This is a genomic window from Devosia algicola (assembly GCF_028816455.1).
In the GTDB taxonomy this organism is placed as follows: domain Bacteria; phylum Pseudomonadota; class Alphaproteobacteria; order Rhizobiales; family Devosiaceae; genus Devosia; species Devosia algicola.
Genome location: NZ_CP118246.1, coordinates 2,924,407 through 2,945,180 on the forward strand (window position 1 = coordinate 2,924,407; position 20,774 = coordinate 2,945,180).

At 59.5% G+C, this 20,774-nt stretch carries 18 protein-coding genes and 2 pseudogenes; 18 read left to right on the forward strand and 2 right to left on the reverse strand.

The genetic code is table 11. The features are described 5' to 3' along the window. The first annotated feature begins 322 nt into the window (after positions 1-322). Positions 323-1,165 carry a cell wall hydrolase gene (locus PSQ19_RS15640; protein ID WP_282218493.1) on the forward strand — a complete coding sequence of 281 codons (843 nt, stop codon included), beginning with the start codon at positions 323-325 and terminating at the stop codon, positions 1,163-1,165. 10 nt (positions 1,166-1,175) lie between these two features. On the opposite strand, the gene PSQ19_RS15645 is transcribed toward PSQ19_RS15640, so the two are convergent. After that, on the reverse strand, positions 1,176-1,901 hold the full coding sequence (locus PSQ19_RS15645) for a hypothetical protein (protein ID WP_282218494.1): 726 nt from the start codon (positions 1,899-1,901) through the stop codon (positions 1,176-1,178). 60 nt (positions 1,902-1,961) lie between these two features. Then, a pseudogene (pckA, locus tag PSQ19_RS15650) lies at positions 1,962-3,555 on the reverse strand (phosphoenolpyruvate carboxykinase (ATP)). Between the two features lie 256 nt (positions 3,556-3,811). Between pckA and PSQ19_RS15655 the strand changes: the two are divergent. The 17 genes and pseudogenes from PSQ19_RS15655 (at position 3,812) to PSQ19_RS15730 (ending at position 20,700) form a co-directional block, all read left to right on the forward strand. Further along, on the forward strand, positions 3,812-4,528 hold the full coding sequence (locus tag PSQ19_RS15655) for a response regulator transcription factor (RefSeq protein WP_282218495.1): 717 nt from the start codon (positions 3,812-3,814) through the stop codon (positions 4,526-4,528). 6 nt (positions 4,529-4,534) lie between these two features. Beyond that, complete coding sequence (locus PSQ19_RS15660) at positions 4,535-6,319, forward strand: sensor histidine kinase (RefSeq protein ID WP_282218496.1); 1,785 nt, start codon at positions 4,535-4,537, stop codon at positions 6,317-6,319. 9 nt (positions 6,320-6,328) lie between these two features. Further along, positions 6,329-6,799 (forward strand): HPr kinase/phosphorylase, encoded by a 471-nt coding sequence (locus PSQ19_RS15665; RefSeq protein ID WP_282218497.1) that lies wholly within the window; start codon positions 6,329-6,331, stop codon positions 6,797-6,799. Positions 6,800-6,975: 176 nt separating this feature from the next. Next, on the forward strand, positions 6,976-7,377 hold the full coding sequence (locus PSQ19_RS15670) for a PTS sugar transporter subunit IIA (protein WP_282218498.1): 402 nt from the start codon (positions 6,976-6,978) through the stop codon (positions 7,375-7,377). After that, the gene (locus PSQ19_RS15675) at positions 7,377-7,694 is read left to right on the forward strand and encodes an HPr family phosphocarrier protein (RefSeq protein WP_282218499.1); all 318 of its coding nucleotides are present in this window, start codon (positions 7,377-7,379) and stop codon (positions 7,692-7,694) included. Before PSQ19_RS15670 ends, PSQ19_RS15675 begins: the two co-directional genes overlap by 1 nt. Continuing rightward, a complete protein-coding gene (locus tag PSQ19_RS15680; RefSeq protein ID WP_282218500.1) occupies positions 7,678-8,232 on the forward strand; it encodes a GrpB family protein in 555 nt (184 codons plus the stop codon). Before PSQ19_RS15675 ends, PSQ19_RS15680 begins: the two co-directional genes overlap by 17 nt. A 61-nt stretch (positions 8,233-8,293) precedes the next feature. Further along, a complete protein-coding gene (locus tag PSQ19_RS15685) occupies positions 8,294-8,806 on the forward strand; it encodes a DUF2937 family protein (RefSeq protein WP_282218501.1) in 513 nt (170 codons plus the stop codon). Between the two features lie 94 nt (positions 8,807-8,900). Next, entirely contained in the window at positions 8,901-10,304 is a 1,404-nt protein-coding gene (ahcY, locus tag PSQ19_RS15690) for an adenosylhomocysteinase (RefSeq protein ID WP_282218502.1), read from the forward strand. Between the two features lie 304 nt (positions 10,305-10,608). Beyond that, positions 10,609-11,487, forward strand: a complete 879-nt coding sequence (locus tag PSQ19_RS15695; protein WP_282218503.1) for a hypothetical protein — start codon at positions 10,609-10,611, stop codon at positions 11,485-11,487. Then, a complete protein-coding gene (locus PSQ19_RS15700; protein WP_282218504.1) occupies positions 11,423-13,090 on the forward strand; it encodes a sensor histidine kinase in 1,668 nt (555 codons plus the stop codon). Before PSQ19_RS15695 ends, PSQ19_RS15700 begins: the two co-directional genes overlap by 65 nt. Further along, entirely contained in the window at positions 13,090-13,527 is a 438-nt protein-coding gene (gene tsaE, locus PSQ19_RS15705; protein ID WP_282218505.1) for a tRNA (adenosine(37)-N6)-threonylcarbamoyltransferase complex ATPase subunit type 1 TsaE, read from the forward strand. Before PSQ19_RS15700 ends, tsaE begins: the two co-directional genes overlap by 1 nt. 44 nt (positions 13,528-13,571) lie before the next feature. Beyond that, positions 13,572-14,264 (forward strand): nucleotidyltransferase family protein, encoded by a 693-nt coding sequence (locus PSQ19_RS15710; RefSeq protein WP_282218506.1) that lies wholly within the window; start codon positions 13,572-13,574, stop codon positions 14,262-14,264. Next, positions 14,261-17,263, forward strand: coding sequence for a double-strand break repair protein AddB (gene addB, locus PSQ19_RS15715; protein WP_282218507.1), 3,003 nt, complete (start codon positions 14,261-14,263; stop codon positions 17,261-17,263). Before PSQ19_RS15710 ends, addB begins: the two co-directional genes overlap by 4 nt. After that, positions 17,260-18,555 (forward strand): annotated as a pseudogene (locus PSQ19_RS19985) (UvrD-helicase domain-containing protein); the annotation flags it as partial. The gene addB and the pseudogene PSQ19_RS19985, both read left to right, overlap by 4 nt. A 261-nt stretch (positions 18,556-18,816) precedes the next feature. Next, positions 18,817-19,839 carry a 3'-5' exonuclease gene (locus tag PSQ19_RS19990; RefSeq protein WP_407649170.1) on the forward strand — a complete coding sequence of 341 codons (1,023 nt, stop codon included), beginning with the start codon at positions 18,817-18,819 and terminating at the stop codon, positions 19,837-19,839. Beyond that, the gene (locus tag PSQ19_RS15725; protein ID WP_282218509.1) at positions 19,820-20,185 is read left to right on the forward strand and encodes a hypothetical protein; all 366 of its coding nucleotides are present in this window, start codon (positions 19,820-19,822) and stop codon (positions 20,183-20,185) included. Before PSQ19_RS19990 ends, PSQ19_RS15725 begins: the two co-directional genes overlap by 20 nt. Continuing rightward, positions 20,149-20,700: a PD-(D/E)XK nuclease family protein gene (locus tag PSQ19_RS15730; RefSeq protein ID WP_282218510.1), complete on the forward strand. Its 552-nt coding sequence runs from the start codon at positions 20,149-20,151 to the stop codon at positions 20,698-20,700. Before PSQ19_RS15725 ends, PSQ19_RS15730 begins: the two co-directional genes overlap by 37 nt. The last annotated feature ends 74 nt before the right edge of the window (positions 20,701-20,774 follow it).

The following is a 20,774-nucleotide window of genomic DNA, read 5'->3' on the forward strand; positions in this document are numbered from 1 at the left end:
TAACAAGTCGCGTAAAATTGCGTATTTCGGCATAACGCCCTGTTTTCCTTAATCCAAACCATTGAAATTCATGGGTTTTCAGATCAGCCCCGGTGAGTTAACCCTGTTTTAAGATGCTAAGCGGCATAGTTAATCAGCGGTAAATTTTGGGTTTTCAGTCTCGACTGGCTCGGATAGTGTGCCGCCCGGGCAAGGCTGCTGATGCAGAGGCAGCCTGACGTGACGGAATCGGATCCGGTTGGCGAGGCCACGGGATCCAGGGGAAGGGACGCCATTTTGACGCCAACACAGGCTCACCACGGCTGCGCGCGCGCTTGCGAATATGCTGGTTTCCGGGGCTTTTGCCTTGGTGCTTGGGTTTGGTGTGATAGCCGCTCAGGCCGACACCGGCCAGCCCAGTTTCGTCACTCCACTACCCGTGCCTGAAAATATTGCTGCCCTTCGCACCCAGCCTGCATTGGGTGCCACCAACGTGCCACTGGCGCCTGGTGAACAGCCCCTGTCCTCCGCCTTGCTAAAAAATTATATCGCCCGTCAGGCCGCACTGCGTGCCTTTAGCGCTTTTGACGAGGCCGATCCGTCTCCCCTGAGTACCAATCTGGTCCTTGGCTATATTTCCAGCACCAATGAAAGTAACCGGGCCTTGAACGCCATCGCTGGCGCATCAAGTGAATCAACCGCCGCGCTTAACCCCGATATCCTGGCCAATTATGTTCAGGATCGGTTCCAGCCGACGGCCAAGCGCATTACCCAGGCCAACAAGGAACGAGATTGCCTGACGCAGGCAATCTATCATGAGGCACGCGGGGAAAGCCTCGAAGGCCAGTGGGCAGTGGCCAACGTCATTGTAAACCGCGCTCTCTCCAAAAGGTTCCCATCGACCCTGTGCGGCGTCATTTACCAGAACGCCAACAAGGGCCGCTACAAGTGCCAGTTTACCTTTGCCTGCGATGGCAAGTCCGACGCGCCGGGTGAACGGTCGGCCTGGCGTCGTTCATCAGGCATTGCTGCCAAGGTCTATGCAGAATTTGCCCGTGGGATAAAGGTGCCGACGCTGCCGCGCAGCGCACTTTACTATCACACCACAGCGGTCAACCCGTCCTGGTCAAACGTCTATACAAAGGTCGCCCAGATCGGCTCGCACCTTTTTTACGCGCCCAACTAGCGCCGCGTTTTCAAACCAGCAGACCGAGCGCCGCCTGTCGATTGACATGCACATTGCGATATTGTTGCTGCCCATCGGGGGAGGCGACATGGATCAGGTCACGGTTGCGCGGATCCGCTGGTAGAAACCAGAATGTCCATTCCGCTTTTGCCCAGAACCCTGACTCTATGGAATGCAGCACGCGTCCCCCGGCATCGGCCTTGCCCCAGGCCCGCAGGCTGCCATCCGCCAGGGCACGTGCAATGTGCACCCCAACCTTTTGCGCTTTCGCCTTGGACCCTGCTGATGACCCCAGGTCAGGATCGAGCAGCAGGAACAACTCCCTGATGCTCATGTCGGGTTGACCCAGATTGACCGGCGTGACTCGGGTCGGCGTCGCGACCTGCGCGGGGGTCGATGCGCCTTCGGATAGCGGCGTGGCCGGCATTGTCGGTGGCGGCGAAGTCGGGGCAGGCGCATCGGACTTTTGTGCCTGCGGTCGCGCTGGTGAATGTACCGAATGAGGTTGCACCCGCGGCCAAAATGTCCACCAGAACACGAGGGCCGACAGGACCAGCAGTGCCCCGCCGCCCACCCAATTGTCGGCGGCAGGCATGTGCAGGCCCGGCAGGTCGACACCAAAATCGGTGAGCAACCGGGCAATGTTGGACATTTCGCCGCTATGTGGACGCTGGCTTACAACCGCGATCCCGATACCAGCGGCAAGGACAAGAATTTTGATAAAACGAGCGATCATGCCGCTCTCAATAGCACCTGTTTGCTGATTTGAAAGCGGCTATCATTGGCCTCGGAGGCACTATTCGGCAGCATGCGCCAGTTTGGGTCCGGCGGTGCCGCTGGCATCGGGACCGAATTTGGCAAAGTTCTGCTGAAACAGTGCCGCCAGATGCGCGGCCTGCCGATCATAGGCATTGCTATCCGCCCAGGTCTGGCGCGGATCGAGCAGTTGCCGGTCGACACCCTCAACCGCTGTGGGTACGGCAAAACCAAACAACTCGTCTTCGCGCATATCAACCCCATCCAGGCTCGCCATTAAGCGCTGCATTGAGCAGGCGCCGGGTTGATGCCAGCGCAATACGGTTGCCCACCCCGTAACCGCCACCGGTCCACCCGGTATTGATCAGCCACGCGTGCGCGCCGCTTTGACGCAGGCGTTCCGCCAGCATCCGTCCATAAACGCTGGGATGTAGCGGCATGAAGGGCGCGCCGAAGCAGGCAGAAAACGTCGCCTGCGGCTCGGTGACGCCGCGCTCGGTGCCTGCAACCTTTGCCGTGTAGCCGGAAAGGAAATGATAAACTGCCTGCTCCGGCGTCAGCCGTGCAATTGGAGGCAGCACACCAAATGCGTCTGCGGTCAAAAACACCACAATGTTGGGTACCCCACCAACGCTGCCGTTGGCGATGCTGGGCAATATGTTTATCGGGTAGGCGGCGCGGGTATTTTCGGTCAGGCTGGTATCATTGAAATCGGGCACACGAGTTACCGGATCGAGCACGACATTTTCCAGCACTGTGCCGAATTTCCGGGTAGCAGCAAAAATCTCGGGTTCCGCCGCCGCACTGAGCTTGACGGTCTTGGCATAGCACCCGCCTTCAAGATTAAAGACCCCATCCGAACTCCAGCCGTGCTCATCGTCACCAATCAGCGGCCGGGCCGGATCATTGCTCAGCGTTGTCTTGCCAGTGCCCGACAGGCCAAAAAATAACGCCGTTTCACCCTGGTCATTAAGATTGGCCGAACAATGCATCGGCAACACATCATTGAGCGGGGCATGAAAATTGAATAGCGAGAACACACTTTTCTTGATCTCACCGGCATAGAGCGTACCCGCGATCACCACGATATTACGGCTCATGTCCAGCGCGATCACCGTTTCGCCGCGGCTGCCATGACGCGTCGGGTCAGCCTTGAAATTGGGAGCATGCACAATGGTGACCTCGCTCGGCGTCTCGCCGCATGTGCCATCGCCGGGCCGGATCAGCAGATTGGCGATGAACAAAGCATGCCATGCCGACGGGGTCAGCACCGTCACGGCATATTGGTGGCGCGGATCGGCGCCCGCCAACAGGTCCTGACGAAATATCTCGGCGTCCGTCATCGAGGCACTGGCGTCCGCCAGCAGGCGTTCGAAGTCCTGAGGGGTCATCCTGGCGCTATTGTCCCACCAGACCCGGTCGCGTGTCAGATCATCCTCAACGATGAACTTGTCCTTGGGCGAACGCCCGGTAAACGCGCCGGTGCGCACCGATAGCGCACCATCAGCTGTCAGTTCTGCCCCGCCAGCCGCCAATGCTTTGGCAACCAGAACCGGCGCGACATCGTTGGGACTGCAATAGGCAGCACGCGCCTCGATGCTGGTGCGAAGGGCTGGATGGCTGAAATTACGCATGAAGACAACTCCGGGTGGCGCCATGGGACAGGTTTTGTCGACGCTGTGGGCCAATTGTGCGCGATGATGAGCCCGCCAACCATCCCGAAATCGGTCGTACGACGGAAGTCTGAGATCGGCGTGACAGATGGCCTCACTGTTATCGCCCTTGGCCGCGCCTTATTTAACGCGTAATTATCAAGTGCTAACGGGCATTCGAACCTGATTTTGGTGGGTTTTACTTATGCAGCGTTACAACGAACAAGAAAGGCACTTCATGCCAAAGATCGCTCTAGTTGATGATGACCGTAATATTCTGACCTCGGTGTCGCTGACCCTGGAAGCAGAAGGCTATCAGGTCGCCACCTATACCGACGGTGCCTCGGGGCTTGAAGGATTGACCACCGACAAGCCGGACCTGGCTATCCTCGATATCAAGATGCCGCGCATGGACGGCATGGAACTGTTGCGCCGCCTGCGCCAGAAGTCGGACGTGCCGGTTATCTTCCTGACCTCCAAGGACGAAGAGATCGACGAATTGTTCGGCCTCAAGATGGGAGCGGACGACTTTATTACCAAGCCGTTTTCCCAACGCCTGCTGGTCGAGCGGGTCAAGGCCATCCTGCGTCGGTCCGCCCCGCGCGACCCCTCGGCGCCAGCCGGTTCCTCGGGCGACAATGGGGTTGGCGGCGCGCTGATCGAGCGCGGCTCACTGGTCATGGACGAGGAACGCCATACCTGCACCTGGAAGGGCCAGCGGGTGACATTGACAGTCACCGAGTTCTTGATCCTTCAGGCGCTGGCCTTGCGCCCCGGCGTTGTCAAATCACGCAACGCCCTCATGGACGCCGCCTATGATGATCAGGTCTATGTCGATGATCGCACCATCGATAGCCACATCAAGCGGCTGCGCAAGAAGTTCAAGGCGACCGATGACGACTTTGAAATGATCGAAACGCTCTACGGCGTCGGCTATCGTTTCAAGGAGCAATAAAGGCGGGTGGCGATCCTCGATCCGAATATGGACAAATTGGTCAAGCCAAAGACAACCCAGACCCCACGCGGGCGTCGCGATGGTGCTTGGCATCGTCTGGTTGTCGCCCCGACCTACCGGCTTGGCCACAATATTCAGCGGTTCCTGGATTTCACAATTTTCTCCAGCCTGACGCGGCGCATCATCGTGCTCAATATGGCGGGCCTGCTGGTGCTGGTGGTCGGCATTCTCTATCTCAATCAGTGGCGCGCCGGCCTGATTGACGCGCGCGTGCAATCGCTGCGGGTACAGGGCGAAATTATCGCCGCCGCCATTGCGGCTTCGGCCACGGTTGATAGTGACGTCATTTCGATCAACCCCGACCGCCTGCTCGATCTCAAGAACGACAGCACACTGTCCCCCTTGTCCTATTTTGATCCCACGCTGGAATTTCCCATAAGCCCCGAGCGAGTGGCGCCATTGTTGCGCAATCTCGTCACGCCAACCAAAACCCGCGCCCGCATCTATGATCAGGGCGGGCTGATGATCCTGGATAGCGACAATATCTATAGTCGCGGCGAGGTGATGCGCCAGATCAATCAGGCGGACGACCAGCCGATTTCGTTCCTGCAGGATTGGTGGAACACCGTTCTCAACTGGGTGCCCGGCGAAAATTTCCCGCTCTACCAGGATTATGATGAGGATGAGGGGCGGCGCTATCCCGAAGTCACATCGGCGCTCTCCGGTGCGCCTGCCGATTTTGTGCGCGTTGACGCCAAGCACCAACTGGTCGTCTCGGTGGCCGTGCCCGTGCAACGGTTGCGCGCCATTGTCGGGGTATTGCTGCTCTCGACTGCACCGGGCGATATTGACTCCATCGTCGCGACCGAGCGCTGGAGCATCCTGCGCATCGCGCTTATCGCGGCGGCGGTGACCATTTCACTGTCACTGCTGCTCGCTGGCACTATTGCGGGGCCGATGCGGCGCCTGTCGGCAGCAGCCGAACGGGTCCAGACGGCGGGCAATGCGCGTACCGAAATTCCTGATTTTACCGATCGCCCGGACGAAATAGGCCACTTGTCCGGTGCCCTGCGGCAAATGACCGATGCGCTCTATAATCGCATCGAAGCCATCGAGCGGTTCGCCGCTGATGTCGCCCACGAGCTGAAAAATCCACTCACCTCGTTGCGCTCGGCAGTCGAAACACTGCCACGCGCCAAGCGACCCGAGGATCAGGCGCGACTTAATGCCATCATCCAGCATGATGTGCGGCGGCTCGACCGCCTGATTTCCGACATATCCAACGCCAGTCGGCTCGATGCTGAATTGGCCCGTGAAGTCGCCGATCGTGTCGATGTTGAAAAACTGGCCCAGGCCATGGTCGAGATGCAGGCCGAACTTGCTGCCGAGCACAAGGTCAAGGTGGTAATGAGCAAGCGTCAGGGCCGCAACCCCGCCATTGCCATCGGCCATGAAAGCCGCCTGGCACAGGTGTTTGCCAATCTGATCGACAATGCCATCTCCTTTTCGCCGCCCGGCGGCACTGTTAGCGTTTCGCTGGTGACCGATGCGGAGACGCTAACCATTGCGGTCGCGGACGAAGGCATCGGCATTACCGGCGATGCCAGCCGCATTTTCCAGCGCTTTTACACGGATCGTCCAGATAGCGACGGCTTTGGCGATCATTCCGGGCTTGGCCTGTCGATTTCGCGCCAGATCGTGATCGCCCACAAAGGCACAATCCGGGCGCAAAATCGCGATGATCGCACCGGTGCCATGTTCACCGTTGTCTTGCCACGCGCCCGCAAATAGACTGGGCTCATGAACACGCCCAACAATGTGCACGGCACTGGCCTGATGCTGGGACAGACCGGCATTCTGCTGCGAGGTCCATCTGGCACTGGTAAATCGGTGTTGGCGTTGGCGCTGCTGGAGCGCTGGGAGATGATGGGCAAGACAGCGCTCCTTGTCAGCGACGATCAGGTTCTGCTCAGTGCCGCGCACGGACATCTGCAAATGCACGCACCCGAAACAATTGCGGGCAGCATTGAACTGCGTGGGCGCGGCATCGTTGCCCGGCCCGCCCTCAGCGACGCGCCGCTGCATCTGGTTATTGATCTGGTCGAAACGCTCGACCGCATGCCCCCAGAGGAGGCATTTGCGGTTGAATTGCTGGGCGTCGGGGTCGCGCGAGCGCCGGTGCCACGTGCCGGCGTGATCGAGTTGAGCCATCAAACCCTGCTGGTGGTCGAAGCCATCCGCGCCTTGGCGCCGAGACCGGCCAAACTGTGACAATTTATGACTTGAAACATCATGGCCGGACGCGGTCTATTACCGGCCTAGCTGGCTGCAACCCGCCTTGGCGGTGGAATGGCATGTTCAAGCTGTGGACGCGACGGCCCCGCTCGATATAGTAAGGCGCGGCGGCCGGAACTTTGCGGGCGTATTTCGCCCTGTGGGGAAAGTGCATGATCGGTATGGTTCTGGTGACGCATGGCGCGCTCGCCATCGAGTTCAAGTCAGCCCTGGAGCACGTCGTGGGGCCGCAGGAATTCTGCGAAACCATTTGCATTGGTCCAGAAGACAATATGGACAATCGGCGTGAGGACATTCTCGCCGCGCTTGAACGCGCCGACAACGGGCAGGGCGTCATCATCCTGACCGACATGTTTGGTGGCACGCCCTCCAATCTGGCCATCTCGGTCATGCAAAACGGCATGGTCGAAGTCATTGCCGGGGTTAATTTGCCCATGCTGGTCAAGCTGGCGCGCATCAGGGCCGAGAAGCCGATCAAGGAAGCAGTCGACATGGCCCAGGAAGCGGGTCGAAAATATATCAATGTCGCCAACTCGATCCTGGGCGGGAGTTGATGGCGATGGAAGGGGCAGCCAGTGCCGGCCGGGCCGTTGCCCAACAACTGACCATCGTCAATCGCAAGGGGCTGCACGCCCGCGCCTCAGCCCGTTTCGTGCGCACGGCGGAATGTTTTGACGCCACTATCCATGTCGTCAAGGACGGCACGTCCGTCGATGGCAATTCGATCATGGGCCTGATGATGCTGGGGGCTGGCCCTGGCTCGACCATTCTGGTCCAGGCCAGCGGCAAGCAGGCCCGCGAAGCGCTCGAAGCGCTGGTGGAACTGGTCAATAACGGTTTTGACGAAGATAGCGATGGCGCGGCGGGCTAATGAAATGGAGCAGATCCATCTCGTGCCCTATGATCCGACCTGGCCTGAACGCTACCGCGCCGAAGCCCTGCTTGTGCGCTCCTGCCTCATGGACAGGCTGCAACGCATTGAACATATGGGATCGACCGCGGTGCCGGGTCTTGCCGCCAAGCCGGTAATCGACATCATTGTGCTGGTTAAGGATCTCGCAGACGCCCGCGCCGCCATTCCCGCCCTCGAGGCACAAGGTTATGCTTTTTGGGCTGACAATCCCGATACCACCCGGCTCTATCTGGTCAAGGGCCTGCCCCCGTCACCACACCGCACGCATCATCTGCACATTCATGATGATGAAGACGAGGTGCAACGGCATTTGCTGTTTCGGGATCATCTGCGCGACCATCCCGAGGTGCGTGATGCCTATTTGAGGCTCAAGCAGGAATTGGCCATCAGGTATCACGATGATCGCGAAGCCTATACGAGAAACAAGACTGATTTTGTTGATATGGTCGTGCTGGCGCTGGGCGGCCCGCCGCGCCGCGTCACCTCGCCGTCATGAGTAAATCCCGCCATTGACCGGTTGAGCCGCGACCGGCAAAGTCTGGCAAGGAGTACGCTTCATGCGCAAAATGATTGCCAGTATCGGCGGCATTGGCCTGGCCGTCGCCTTGAGCCAGTTTCCCGAATATGCCCAGCAATATACCCAGCGGCTCGGCGGGGCGGTAGATGAACTGGCCGGGATCGTCGCCGAATTTGACCGCGCCGCTGCCGAGGGCGGTCTGGACCGGACCCAGGCGCTCCAGCGCTTTGAACAATCCAGCGACAGTTTTCTCGCGGGGCGTGGTGACGCCATGGCTACAACGCTGTCGCGCTACAACCAACTCAGCCAGACCTTGACGCGCATCGAGGGTGCCAGCGCGCTCGAACGGCTGCAATATCTGCCTGATTTCATGGATAGCGACATCGGCGCTCGCACACTCGAAGCATTCAAGCCTGCGGTGCCGGTTACGCTCGAAGGCTTTGCCTATGCCGGCGGCGGACTGGTCGCTGGTTATGGTCTGTTCTCCGGCTTGCTGGGTCTGTTGGGCCTGCCGCTGCGGCGGCGCCATCGCATTCGACCCACGCGATACTAAGATATAAACTTATCTTTATATGCCATGTTGATCCGGGCCGCGCCTGCCGCTATAAGGCGGGCCACACTTAAGAATAGCGCCCGGAGCGACAAGCATGAGCAAGACCCCAACCGACTATGCGGTCAAAGATATTTCCCTGGCCGATTATGGCCGCAAGGAAATCCAGATCGCCGAAATCGAAATGCCCGGCCTGATGGCAATTCGGGAGGAATATGCCGCCGCCCAACCGCTCAAGGGCGCGCGCATCGCCGGTTCGCTTCACATGACCATCCAGACAGCGGTGCTGATCGAAACCTTGGTCGCCTTGGGTGCCGAAGTTCGTTGGGTTTCGTGCAATATCTTTTCGACTCAGGACCACGCCGCCGCTGCCATCGCTGCCTCTGGCGTGCCGGTTTTTGCCCATAAGGGTGAAACGCTGCAAGAATACTGGGCCTTTACCGACCGCATGATGGATTGGGGCAACGGCGAAGCGCCAAACATGATCCTTGATGATGGTGGCGATGCCACCATGTATGTGCTCAACGGTGCCAAGGCAGAAACCGACCCCGCATTTCTTGAAAAACCCGGCAACGAAGAAGAAGAAATTTTCTTCGCCACCATCAAGAAGCGCCTTGCCTCGAGCCCCGGCTTCTTCTCAAAGATCCGTGACAGCATTCGTGGCGTTTCTGAAGAAACCACCACTGGCGTCATGCGCCTTTATCAGCTTCACGCCAAGGGCGAACTGCCATTCCCCGCCATCAACGTCAATGACTCGGTCACCAAGTCCAAGTTTGACAACAAGTATGGTACGCGTGAATCGCTGGTCGATGCCATTCGGCGCGGCACTGATGTGATGCTGGCTGGCAAGGTCGCCATCGTTTGCGGTTATGGCGATGTGGGCAAGGGTTCAGCGGAATCTCTGCGCGGCGCCGGCGCTCGCGTTCTGGTCACCGAGGTCGACCCGATCTGCGCCTTGCAGGCGGCCATGGAGGGATTTGAAGTGGTAACACTCGAAGATGCCATCCATCGCGCCGATGTGGTTGTCACCGCGACCGGCAATCGCGATGTGCTGATGGTCGATGACATGCGCAAGCTCAAGGACATGGCGATCGTCTGCAATATTGGCCATTTCGACAATGAAATTGATGTGGCCGGTCTGCGCAATTTCAAATGGACCAACGTCAAGCCACAGGTCGACATGATCGAGCAGTCCAATGGCAACCGCATGATCCTTCTGTCCGAAGGCCGTCTGGTCAATCTGGGCAACGCCACCGGGCACCCGAGCTTTGTGATGAGCGCCTCATTTGCCAACCAGACGCTTGCCCAGATCGAATTGTGGACCAATGGCAAAAATCTTGAGACCAGGGTCCACGTCCTGCCCAAGCATCTCGACGAAAAAGTAGCCGCTCTGCATCTGCCCAAACTTGGTGCCGCGTTGACCACGCTGACAAAAACCCAGGCCGATTATATCGGTGTGCCCCAGCACGGTCCCTTCAAATCGAGCGAATATCGCTACTAATCGCCCGCGCCTCTAATGCGACGGTAAGTTAATCTTGGGCCTGTCCAGAAATGGACGGGCCCTTTTTCTTGCACAATCGCCGCGTTTGTTGCTGTTTCGTTCTCAGGTCAAGCCAACTTATCCACTTTATGCCCGCTAAGCACAGTCATTAAGACTCTTTTAGCCGATTCCACACCCCGCTATGTTGGAGTGATTCGGCGGCGGTGTTTTTGCCGCGAGGCGCATGCATGCAGTTTGGTCGCGGCGCTTTTGCAAGTATTTGCGTATTGGCCTGTAAATCTGTCAGGCATCCGTTGGCGGCACAATGAAGACGAGGCAGGGCATGGCGCCGGAAAAATTCCGGAAACGTTGGGGATTCGCAGGCGTGGCTGCAGCCCCGCTAACCTTGCTTTCTGCCGTACCGGCGCTTGCACAGGGCGTTAGCGCCAGTGCCATGGCCGGAAGCGCTCCCATCGCCATCGCGGTCGGCGCCGGTGGTTTTGCCCTCCTGGCCATGCTGATCGTGCGTTCGCTCAAGGCGCAGTCAAAAATCGATCGTGAACGCGCCAGCGACCAGATTTCCAGCCTGCGAGCCTTGCTTGATATTTATGAAGCCCTGATGTCAGGCACCCAGGAAGTCACTGTTCTGTGGGCAGAAAATACCGAGGCACCACGGTTTCTCGGGCAGATATCAGCCATTCTGCCGGTGGGGCGCAAGCCCGAAAGCCTGATGAATTTTGACAGCTGGCTAACCGGCACCAGCGCCGAGGCACTGGCCAATCATGTGAGCCAGTTGCGGGTCAATGGTCACGGATTCGCCATCAGCCTGCAGGCTCGTGACGGTCGGCTCATTCGCGCCAATGGCTGGGTTTTGGGCGACGCTGCTGCCATGCGGTTGCGTCCGGCGTTCTCACAGACCGACGCGCCATCCGCGCCCGCCGATGCGCCGTCAATTCCAGACATCAGCGGCGCGCGCGCCGTGCTGGCCATGTGGGGTAAACCCGCCTTCCTGCGCGATCAGAGCGGTAAGCTGGTTTATGCCAACCCCGCTTATCTGACTTTGGCGCGGGCATTGGGCAAATCGGGCGACGCCTCGCGCCCTGCCGAACTGCTCGGGGCGGATCAGGCTCAACAAGCATTTGCAACACTGCGAGGCAGAGACGACGCCGGTCAAACTGCAGATCACCTGGCCCGACCAGCCTGACTTTGAATTGGTCGAATTTGCCATCCCCGGCGGCGCGGCGGGCTATTATCGGGCGCTTGAGGAGCCGGCCACAGATCAACGCGAGATCAGCCTCGCCCATATTAGCGGCATCATCGATGCCCTGACCACGCCCATCGCCATTTTCAATGCCAACCGTGAACTGGTCCAGTTCAATCGGGCCTATGCAACGCTTTGGAATCTCGACTCGAAATTTCTGGTGCCCGGTCTTGATGAACGCGCGATCCTTGACAGGTTGCGCACCGAAAACATGTTGCCTGCCGAGGTCAATTATCAGACATGGCGCGCCCAGCACCTGACCTCCTACGCCCAGAAGGTGCCGCGCGAAAATGCCCCTTGGCATTTGCCTGATGGCCGCTCCATCAAGGTGATTTCCGCGCCCGCCGGGCCACGCGGCGGGGTGATCTATGTATTTGACGATATTACCGAACGGCTCAAGCTGGAAAGCACCAACAAGGCCTTTTCCAATGTGCAACGCGAATCGCTCAATGCGCTGGCCGAAGCGGTCGCGGTTTTCGGCACCAATGGGCGGTTGACCCTGTCCAATCCGCGTCTCTCGGCCTTGTGGAAACTGCCCAGCAACACGCTGGGGCAGCATCCCCATATCGACAAGATCGCCGAGGCCTGCGGTAGCGCCATGCCCGAAGATGGCGCCTCGATCTGGCGCGATCTCAAGCGCGGCATTATTGATCTTAATCCGACGCGCGCCGATACCACCGGCCGCATCAACCGTGCCGATGGCCGACTGCTCGATTATACCATTACCCGGCTGCCCGATGGGCAGACCATGATGACCTTTCTCGACGTCACTGAAAGTGCCAGTTACAGCCGGGTTCTCAAGGAGCGCAACGACGCGCTGGTTGCCGCCGATGTGCTCAAGGACGCCTTTGTTGAAAACGTCTCCTATGAACTGCGCTCGCCGCTAACCAACATTATTGGCTTTGCCGATTTGTTGGCCTCGGACGAAGTAGGAACGCTCAACGACAAGCAGCGCGCCTATACCGACTATATCCGCGCCTCAAGCGTGACCCTTGGTGTGCTGATCGACAATATTCTTGATCTGGCCTCGGTCGATGCCGGTATCGCCGAGTTACGCCCCGAACTGCAAAACATCACCAATCTGGTAGAAAAGGCCCGCGCCGGTCTGTCCGCCACCTTCCCCGAGGTCAGCGGCGAACAGCCGATCAATCTGGTGATCGACATCGCCGACGAACTACCCCCCTTCATCGCCGACGGTACCCGCATCGTGCAGATTCTATATAATCTGCTGTCGAATGCGGCGCGATTCTCGCCGCCGGGCGGCGAAATCCGTTTGACGGTTTCGGCGCGCGCCGAACGCATGCTGTTCGTCATCGAAGATGAAGGGCCGGGCCTGACCGATGAAATGAAGGAAGCCATCCTGACCCGTATCGATACGCCCGCCGACAGCGGGCGGCAGCGCGGCGCCGGGCTGGGGCTGGCCATCGTCAAGACCTTCGTCAATTTGCATGGCGGCGTGATCACGGCGGAAAAACGCGCGCCGCGCGGCAGTCGCATCACCGTCAACCTGCCGCGAGACAGCGCCATGGTCGGCGCCGCCGAATAATGACCGACACGCAAACCCTGTTCCTGCCAGATGACGCGGCCACCGCCCGCCTCGGCGCCAGTCTGGCGGCACAATTGGCCCCTGGCGACATGGTGGTGCTCGAAGGCGATCTGGGTGCTGGAAAGACGGCGCTGGCGCGGGCCATCATCCGGGCGATGGTCAACGATCCGGACCATGAAGTACCATCCCCGACCTTCGCGCTGGTCCAACCCTATCAGGCGGGGACCACGCCGATCCTGCATGCCGATCTCTATCGGGTGGCCAATCCTGACGAGATCGCCGAACTTGGCCTGCTCGACAATCCGAGGGCAATTGTGCTGGTCGAATGGGCAACTCGGGCGCCCGAATTGTTCGAACTGGCAACCCATACAGTCAGTTTGACAGTGCCGAGCGATGGCGTGGGTCGAAACGTTAGTATTATGCTAACCAAACGCTAACAAATGTCACGCGAATGAGGGCCGATGTTACTCCGGAAAGTGCCATGACCGAGACCCCCGCATTTCCTCATGTCATGCTTCTGGCAGCGGGGCTGGGCACCCGAATGCGCCCCCTTACTCTAGACCAGCCCAAGCCCCTGATCTGTGTTGTCGGTATCCCGCTGATCGAGCGCATCATGGTCAATGCACGCGCCGAGGGCGCCCGCCACTTTGTCGCCAACGCCCATTATTTGGCCAACCAGTTGCTGGCCCACTTCGCTGGCGCATTAAAAATTTCGCGCGAAGAAATACTGCTCGGCACCGGTGGCGGCGTCCGGAATGCCCTGCCAATGCTGGGTTCCGACCCATTCTTCATTATGAACACTGATGCCTTCTGGCCCACGGGCAGCGATGCACCGCTCGGGCGGATGCTGAAAAAAATGGCCGATAGCACCAGCGATATCGTGCTGCTGTGCGCCCATCCCGTCCGCGCCAGCGGCTTTGATCGCAGCCACGATTTCTGCCTCGATCCCCACGGCAACATCACCAACGATTACGGGGCGCCCGTTATCTACGCCGGCGTGGCGCTGGTGCGCAAAACCCTGTTCGACGACATGCCCGACGGGGCGTTTTCACTGACCCGCCTGTTTGATCGCGCCCTCGCCAAGGAGACGCTGCACGGGGTGGCCCTGAGCGCACCATGGTATCATGTCGGCGACGCAGCGGCGCTCGAGGCAGCGGAGGCGGCACTCTCGTGAACCCGGTCTATTCCATTGCCCCACATGCCAAATTTCTGACAACGCTTGCCGACAGGGTCATTGATGGCACGCTGTTGGGCGGTTGGGATAATAGCGGACCATTTGGTCTCAGCGATGTCACCATCGTGCTGCCGACCCGCCGCGCCCGCCTGACTTTGGCCGAAATATTTGCCGAGCGCGGCGTCGGCCTGTTGCCCGACATTCGCACCTTTGGCGGCGAGGACAAGGAGGAAGAACCCTTCCTGCCGCCGATCGATGTCAGTATTTTGCCGGCGCCCGTGTCGCTCGTGGAGCGGCGTCTGGTATTGTCGCGACTGGTCAGTCTCTGGGCTGTTTCCGACGATGGCAGGCAGGCTCTGGCCTCGCCGCCCAATGCCGCTGAAGTGCTCAAACTCGCTGAATCCCTTGGCGGTTTGATTGACGATCTGGCGGCCGAAGGTTGCACCCCTCAGCAACTCGACGCCATCGTTCCAGCAGATCTGGCAACCAACTGGCAGCAAACGCTGAAATTTCTTCAGATTGTTTTCCGGGCTTGGCCAGAAATTCTGGGGGAGCGCCAAAAGGCTGACAAATCGGTGTTGCGCAATGAACGTCTTTTGCGCCAGGCCATGGCCGCACCCTTGGTTTATGGCGATAAACCGGTAATCGCCGCGGGCTCAACCGGCTCGATTCCAGCAACAGCGGCGCTACTCAAAGCGATTGCAGCGCTGCCGCACGGTGCCGTTGTGCTGCCGGGCGTCGATACAACATTGTCCGCAGCAGCGCACGAGACGCTTTTGGATCCCATCAGCAATTCGCATGGGCACCCGCAATATGGCCTGGCCAAACTGCTGCGAACTCTGGGTCAGACCATGGGTAACGTCATAGAACTGGCCGACGCCGATCATGCCCGCACAGTGTTGGTGCGTCACGCGCTGGCGCTGAGCCCCGACACCGCCTATTGGGCGCAAAACCGGCTGGCACCGAATCAACTGACCGCCGCGGGCAAAGGCCTCACCTTGTTGAGCGCCCGCACCGAAGATGAGGAAGCGCGCGCCATCGCGCTGGCGGCGCGCGACGGGCTGGTGCGCGGCAAAAGCGTGGGCATCGTCACGCCCGACCAAAATCTGGCCCGGCGGATCGCCGCAGAACTAGGGCGCTTCGATATCAGGGTTGACGACGCGGCTGGCGCGCCGCTGTTTCATGCCCCGGCGGGGCGACTGCTCCGACAGATACTGGCGCTGGCAACGCGAAATTTCGCCCCGGTCGATCTGATGGCCATATTGCGGAATCGTGCCTGTGTACTGGGCACGAGTCGCGCCGAAATCAGTCCGGTCGCCGATCTGGTTGAAATGGGCGTGCTGCGCGGCCAGCGGCCCAATCCGGGCGTTACTGGTCTCCGTGCCCTGCTGACGGCCAATGTCGACGAAACGACCAAATATCCCGTCCGCAGGCTTACCAGCGCTGATGCGGCTGCCATCGAAATCCTGCTGACGCGTCTCGAACAGGCCATGGCGCCGCTGATGACCGCCTTGTCACAGGCGCATCTCACGGCAGGCGGTTTTGTTGATGCGCTGCTCGCCGCCAACGAGAGGATTGCCAACGCCGACATTGGCGGTGCGGCCGAGCTGGCGCTTTGGGGGCGCGAGGTAAGAGCACAGGGCGCTGAAGGCATCACATTTGAGCCGGTCGGTCTTGATGGTGTCCTGCAGGCATTGATGCAGGGCTTTGAAGTGCGCAATGTCATGGCAAGGCGCGACGATATTGCTATCTGGGGGCAACTCGAAGCCCGCCTGCAAAATCCCGATCTCCTGATCATTGCGGCACTCAATGAGGATATCTGGCCCGAAGCGGCTGACCCCGGCCCATGGCTGAGCCGGCAAATGCGGCTGGCTGCAGGGTTGGAGCCACCTGAGCGCAAGGCGGGTCTGGCCGCGCATGACTTTGCCATGGCGCTGGGCAATGGTGAAATTATCGTGGCATTCTCCGAGCGTCTGGGCACCAGTCCGGCGATTGCCTCACGATTGGTGCAACGGCTCGAAGCCTTTGCCGGAGAGGCGACGGGAACGCTCTGGCGCCAGCGCGGTGAAAAATGGCTCGCGGAGGCGCGCGCCCTTGACGCAACGGCCGCGCCCAGGGCAGCCTCGATGCCGGTGCCCAATCCACCGCCGAGCATTCGACCTCGGCGATTGTCGATCACCGAAATCGAAACGCTGTTCCGCTCGCCCTATGACCTTTATGCCAAGCACGTTCTCAACCTCAAACCGATGGACCCGCTGGGTGAGGAAGCGGGCGGGCGTGAACGAGGCAGCATCATCCACGATATTTTTGGCCGATTTGTCGAGGAGGGCAACGATGTAATGGCCGCCAATGCCTTGGCGACACTCAATGAACTGGCGCAAGACGGATTTTCTGGCCTCGACGCGATTGGCGAGCGGCGTGACATCTGGATGCGTCGGTTCACAACGGCAGCGCAACTGTTTCTTGACTTTGAACGGGGTCGTAATCATCTGGTGTGCCAGCGTCATGCGGAACGATCCGGAAAGTGGGATCTGCAGCTGTCCCAACCCTTTACGCTCTCCGGTCGGGCCGACCGGATCGATGAGATGCTTGATGGCACGCTGGAAATCATCGATTTCAAGACAGGGACACCGCCCGGGCCCGGCGAGATGAAACGGTTTGAAGCACCCCAGCTATTGCTCGAAGCCGCAATGGCACACGTCGGCGCCTTCGCCGATATCGCCGCCGCCGACACCAGCAACCTCAGCTATATAAAAATCGGTTTGGGCCCTGACGCATTCATCGAAAAACCGTTTGCGCTCGATGACGGGTTTGACCTGATGGGCGCCGCCGATGAAGCCGCGATCAGGATGCAGCGGCACGTGGCCGAGTTCCTGTTCAATCAGCGCCCCATGATACCAAGGCTGTTTCCCTTGTCGAACCAGCGCTATGCCGGTGCCTATGATCATCTGGCCCGCACCGCGGAGTGGAGTTTGACGGCAGGGGAGGACAGCGCGTGAAACCGGTGCTCAATATCCCCGACAAAACCGCTGCCAACCAGCGACGAGCCGCCGATCCGAATTGGTCGATATGGGTGGCCGCCAATGCCGGGTCGGGCAAGACCCATGTGCTGACTCAACGCGTATTGCGTTTGCTGCTGTCGGGCGCGGCGCCCCAATCAATCCTTTGTCTGACGTACACCAAGGCTGCCGCCGCCGAGATGCGGCGGCGCGTGTCGGCTTTGTTGGCGAAATGGGCGGTGATGACGCCCGACGCATTGGACAAGGAACTGGGCGCGCTCGATGACCAGCCGGTGGACGATAAGAAACGCGCCTTGGCGCGCACCCTGTTTGCCCACGCGCTAGAAACCCCCGGCGGGCTCAAGATCGTCACCATTCACGCCTTTTGCGAAAGTGTGCTGCATCGGTTTCCCCTCGAGGCCAAGGTGCCGTTCGACTTTAGCGTCATCGAGGATGACGAGCAGGCGCAGATGGTTCTTGAAGCGCGTGAAACCGTGCTCGCCGATGGATTGGCGGGCGGTGAGCATGCCGAGGCGGTGGCTCGGCTGTTTGATCTTCTCAGCGACGATCAGATTGGCAAGGCGATCATGGCGGCACTGGCCGATGGCCGCAAATTGCGCGCGGTGCTGGCCAACAGGGCACAGGCCAAAGCCAATTTGCGCCGGCTCGTCGGCCTCGAAAATGGCCTCGACGCCTCAGCAATTGAAATTCGAATGCTCAATGATCGGCTGATCGGCGCCACCCATATCGCCCGACTACTCGAAATTTGTCCGCCCAAGCGGACTGGTACCGCATTTGAAGAAAAGCTGGCCCGGCTCGATGCCCGCGCGCCCCGTCTCGGCGACTGGCTCAAGGCGTTTTTAACAGCCAAGGGCGAGGTTCCGGCCAAATTTCCCAAAAAGGCGTTTTTCGATGCCGATCCCGAACTGGCCGCGCTTGTGGCGGCTGAAGCCGAGCGATTGGCCGATCTGGCGGTCCAGCGCAACAGTGCCCAGTTGGTTGAACGAAGCGACGCTTTGCTCGACGTGACGGGGGCAATTTCGGACAGGTTTGAAAAGCGCAAACGAGCCGGCTCATTGCTCGACTTTGACGATCTGATCGAAAAGCTGGCAGACCTTTTCGCCGACAAGGCGCTGGGTGCCTGGGTGCAATATAAACTCGACGCGGGCATCACCCACATTCTGGTCGACGAAAGTCAGGATACCAACCCACGCCAATGGCGGGTTATAGAGGCGATTGCGCGGGAATTCTTTACCGGTGACAGTGCCGTCGAGCGGTCGCGCTCCGTTTTTGCCGTCGGTGATCAGAAGCAATCCATCTATTCTTTTCAGGGCGCCGACCCGACCCAGTTTGGCAGCATTGGTCTGGCGTTCGAAAAGCGGGCCATTGACGCCAAGCGCCCTTTTCAGCCCTTGCCGCTCGAGACAAGCTTTAGAACTCTGACGGGCGTGCTCGAGGCGGTCGATCGCGTCGCCGCGCGCCCTGATATCCAGGCGGCCCTGCTGGCAACCGACATCATCAAACATAATACGGCGCGCCCGGACGAAGGCGGCATGGTGACGCTGTGGCCGCCAGTGCATCAGCCAAATGAGTCTGACGCCGACAATGAATGGCCACTCGAGCCGCAGGGGACCGAAAAAACCGCGCCACGTCAACTGGCCGAACGCATCGCCGGCCAGATCAAATGCTGGATCGACACCAGGCGCACGCATGGACCACGCGGGCAGGTGGTGACCGCCAATGACGTCCTGATCCTGGTTCAGGCACGAAATGTGCTGTTTCACGAAATCATCCGCGCCTTGATCAAGGCCGATCTGCCGACACCGGGTGCGGATCGATTGGCTGTGACCGGCCATATCGGCGTACTTGACCTGCTGGCATTGTGCGATGTGTTGCTCAACCCGGCCGACGATCTGCAACTGGCCGCACTATTGCGCTCGCCCCTGTTCGATGTGAGCGAAGACGATCTGTTGGCACTGGCCCATGATCGCGGCAACAATACCATATGGCAGCGCCTTGCCGACTCAAATTTGGCGTCGGCACGCGATGCCGCCGAGCGATTGCAGCGCTGGCGTAGCCAGCTTGATTATGAGCGGCCCTACGAATTCTTTGCCGCTGTGCTTTACGCCGATAATGGTCTCAAGCGCTTTCATGCCCGTTTCGGTAGCGAGATCGATGATGTATTCGCCGAATTTCTGACACTCGCACTCGAGCACGAACAGACCGACCAGCCCTCGCTGCAGGGATTTGTAACCGCCATGCGGACACGACAGATATCGATCAAGCGCGACTTGGCCGAAACCGGCGCCGGCGTACGGGTAATGACGGTGCATGGCGCCAAGGGGCTCGAGGCACCCATTGTCATTCTGGCCGACGCGACCAGCACGCCAAGCCCTCAAAAACTGGGCAATCCTGTTTATCTGGTCGAAGAAAGTCCCGGTCCGATGTTGATACACGCTTCCTCGGTTGGTCATCATACCGAACATACCCTCCCCTTCCGAACTCTCGATGAGGACAATCAAAAAGCCGAATATTGGCGAAAGGCTCTATGTCGGCATGACGAGGGCCAAGGATGAACTCTATCTTACTGGCGCGCTGACGCCCGGCAAAAAGCCCGAGACCCAACTCAAGGATTCCTGGTACGAGGCTGTTGAAACAGCGCTGCGGCCGACCTCGCAAATAGAAACCGGCGCAGATGGCCAGGAGTGTGCCATCATATTTCCTGCCGATCGCCCAGACCCATCGCCGCCCATCGCCAAAAGTGATGGCGGCAGGATCGATTTGACGCAATTGACGCTTGATAACCTGCCCCCTATCGCGCCACGCCTTTCGTGCGACCATCTTCGGCCTTTGAAGGCAGCGGCGACGAGCGGGTTCTCGATACGATGCTGGAAACCCTGGAACGGCTCGATCCCGAGATAGCACGCCAGCAAGGCATTGCGTTGCACGCATTGCTGCAGCACTTGGGGCGGGTGCCGCGCACGGATTGGGATATTGTGCTGGATAGGGCCATGCCCGTCCTGTTGCCCGACGCGCCCGATCTGGCCGATTCGGTCAGGCAAAAGGCGGTAGCGATTCTGACGCGGCCTGAACTGGCGGGGATTTTCGGAGCCAATAGCCGCGCCGAGGTGCCGTTTCTAATGACCGCGACGCGGCGCGATAAGCCCGTAAAACTGGCCGGGCGCATCGATCGGATCGTGGTGACCGATGATAGTGTTACCGTGATTGATTATAAGTCAGACGCCAATGTGCCCGCCGTGCCAACCGAGGTGCCACCGCATTATCTAATGCAATTGGGGCTTTATGCGCTGGTTGCAAGGCAGCTTTTCCCCGGCAAAACCGTAAATGCTCAAATCTTGTGGACAGCGATGGAATCATTGATGAATTTACCCCAGGACTTGCTCCAGCACAGTGTCTCCGACTTCACCATGGGGTGATTGTGCTTGCAGTGTGACTGGACTCTGCCCAGTTTTTGGATCACACAGACCACCGCTTTCAACCCTAAAGGCAA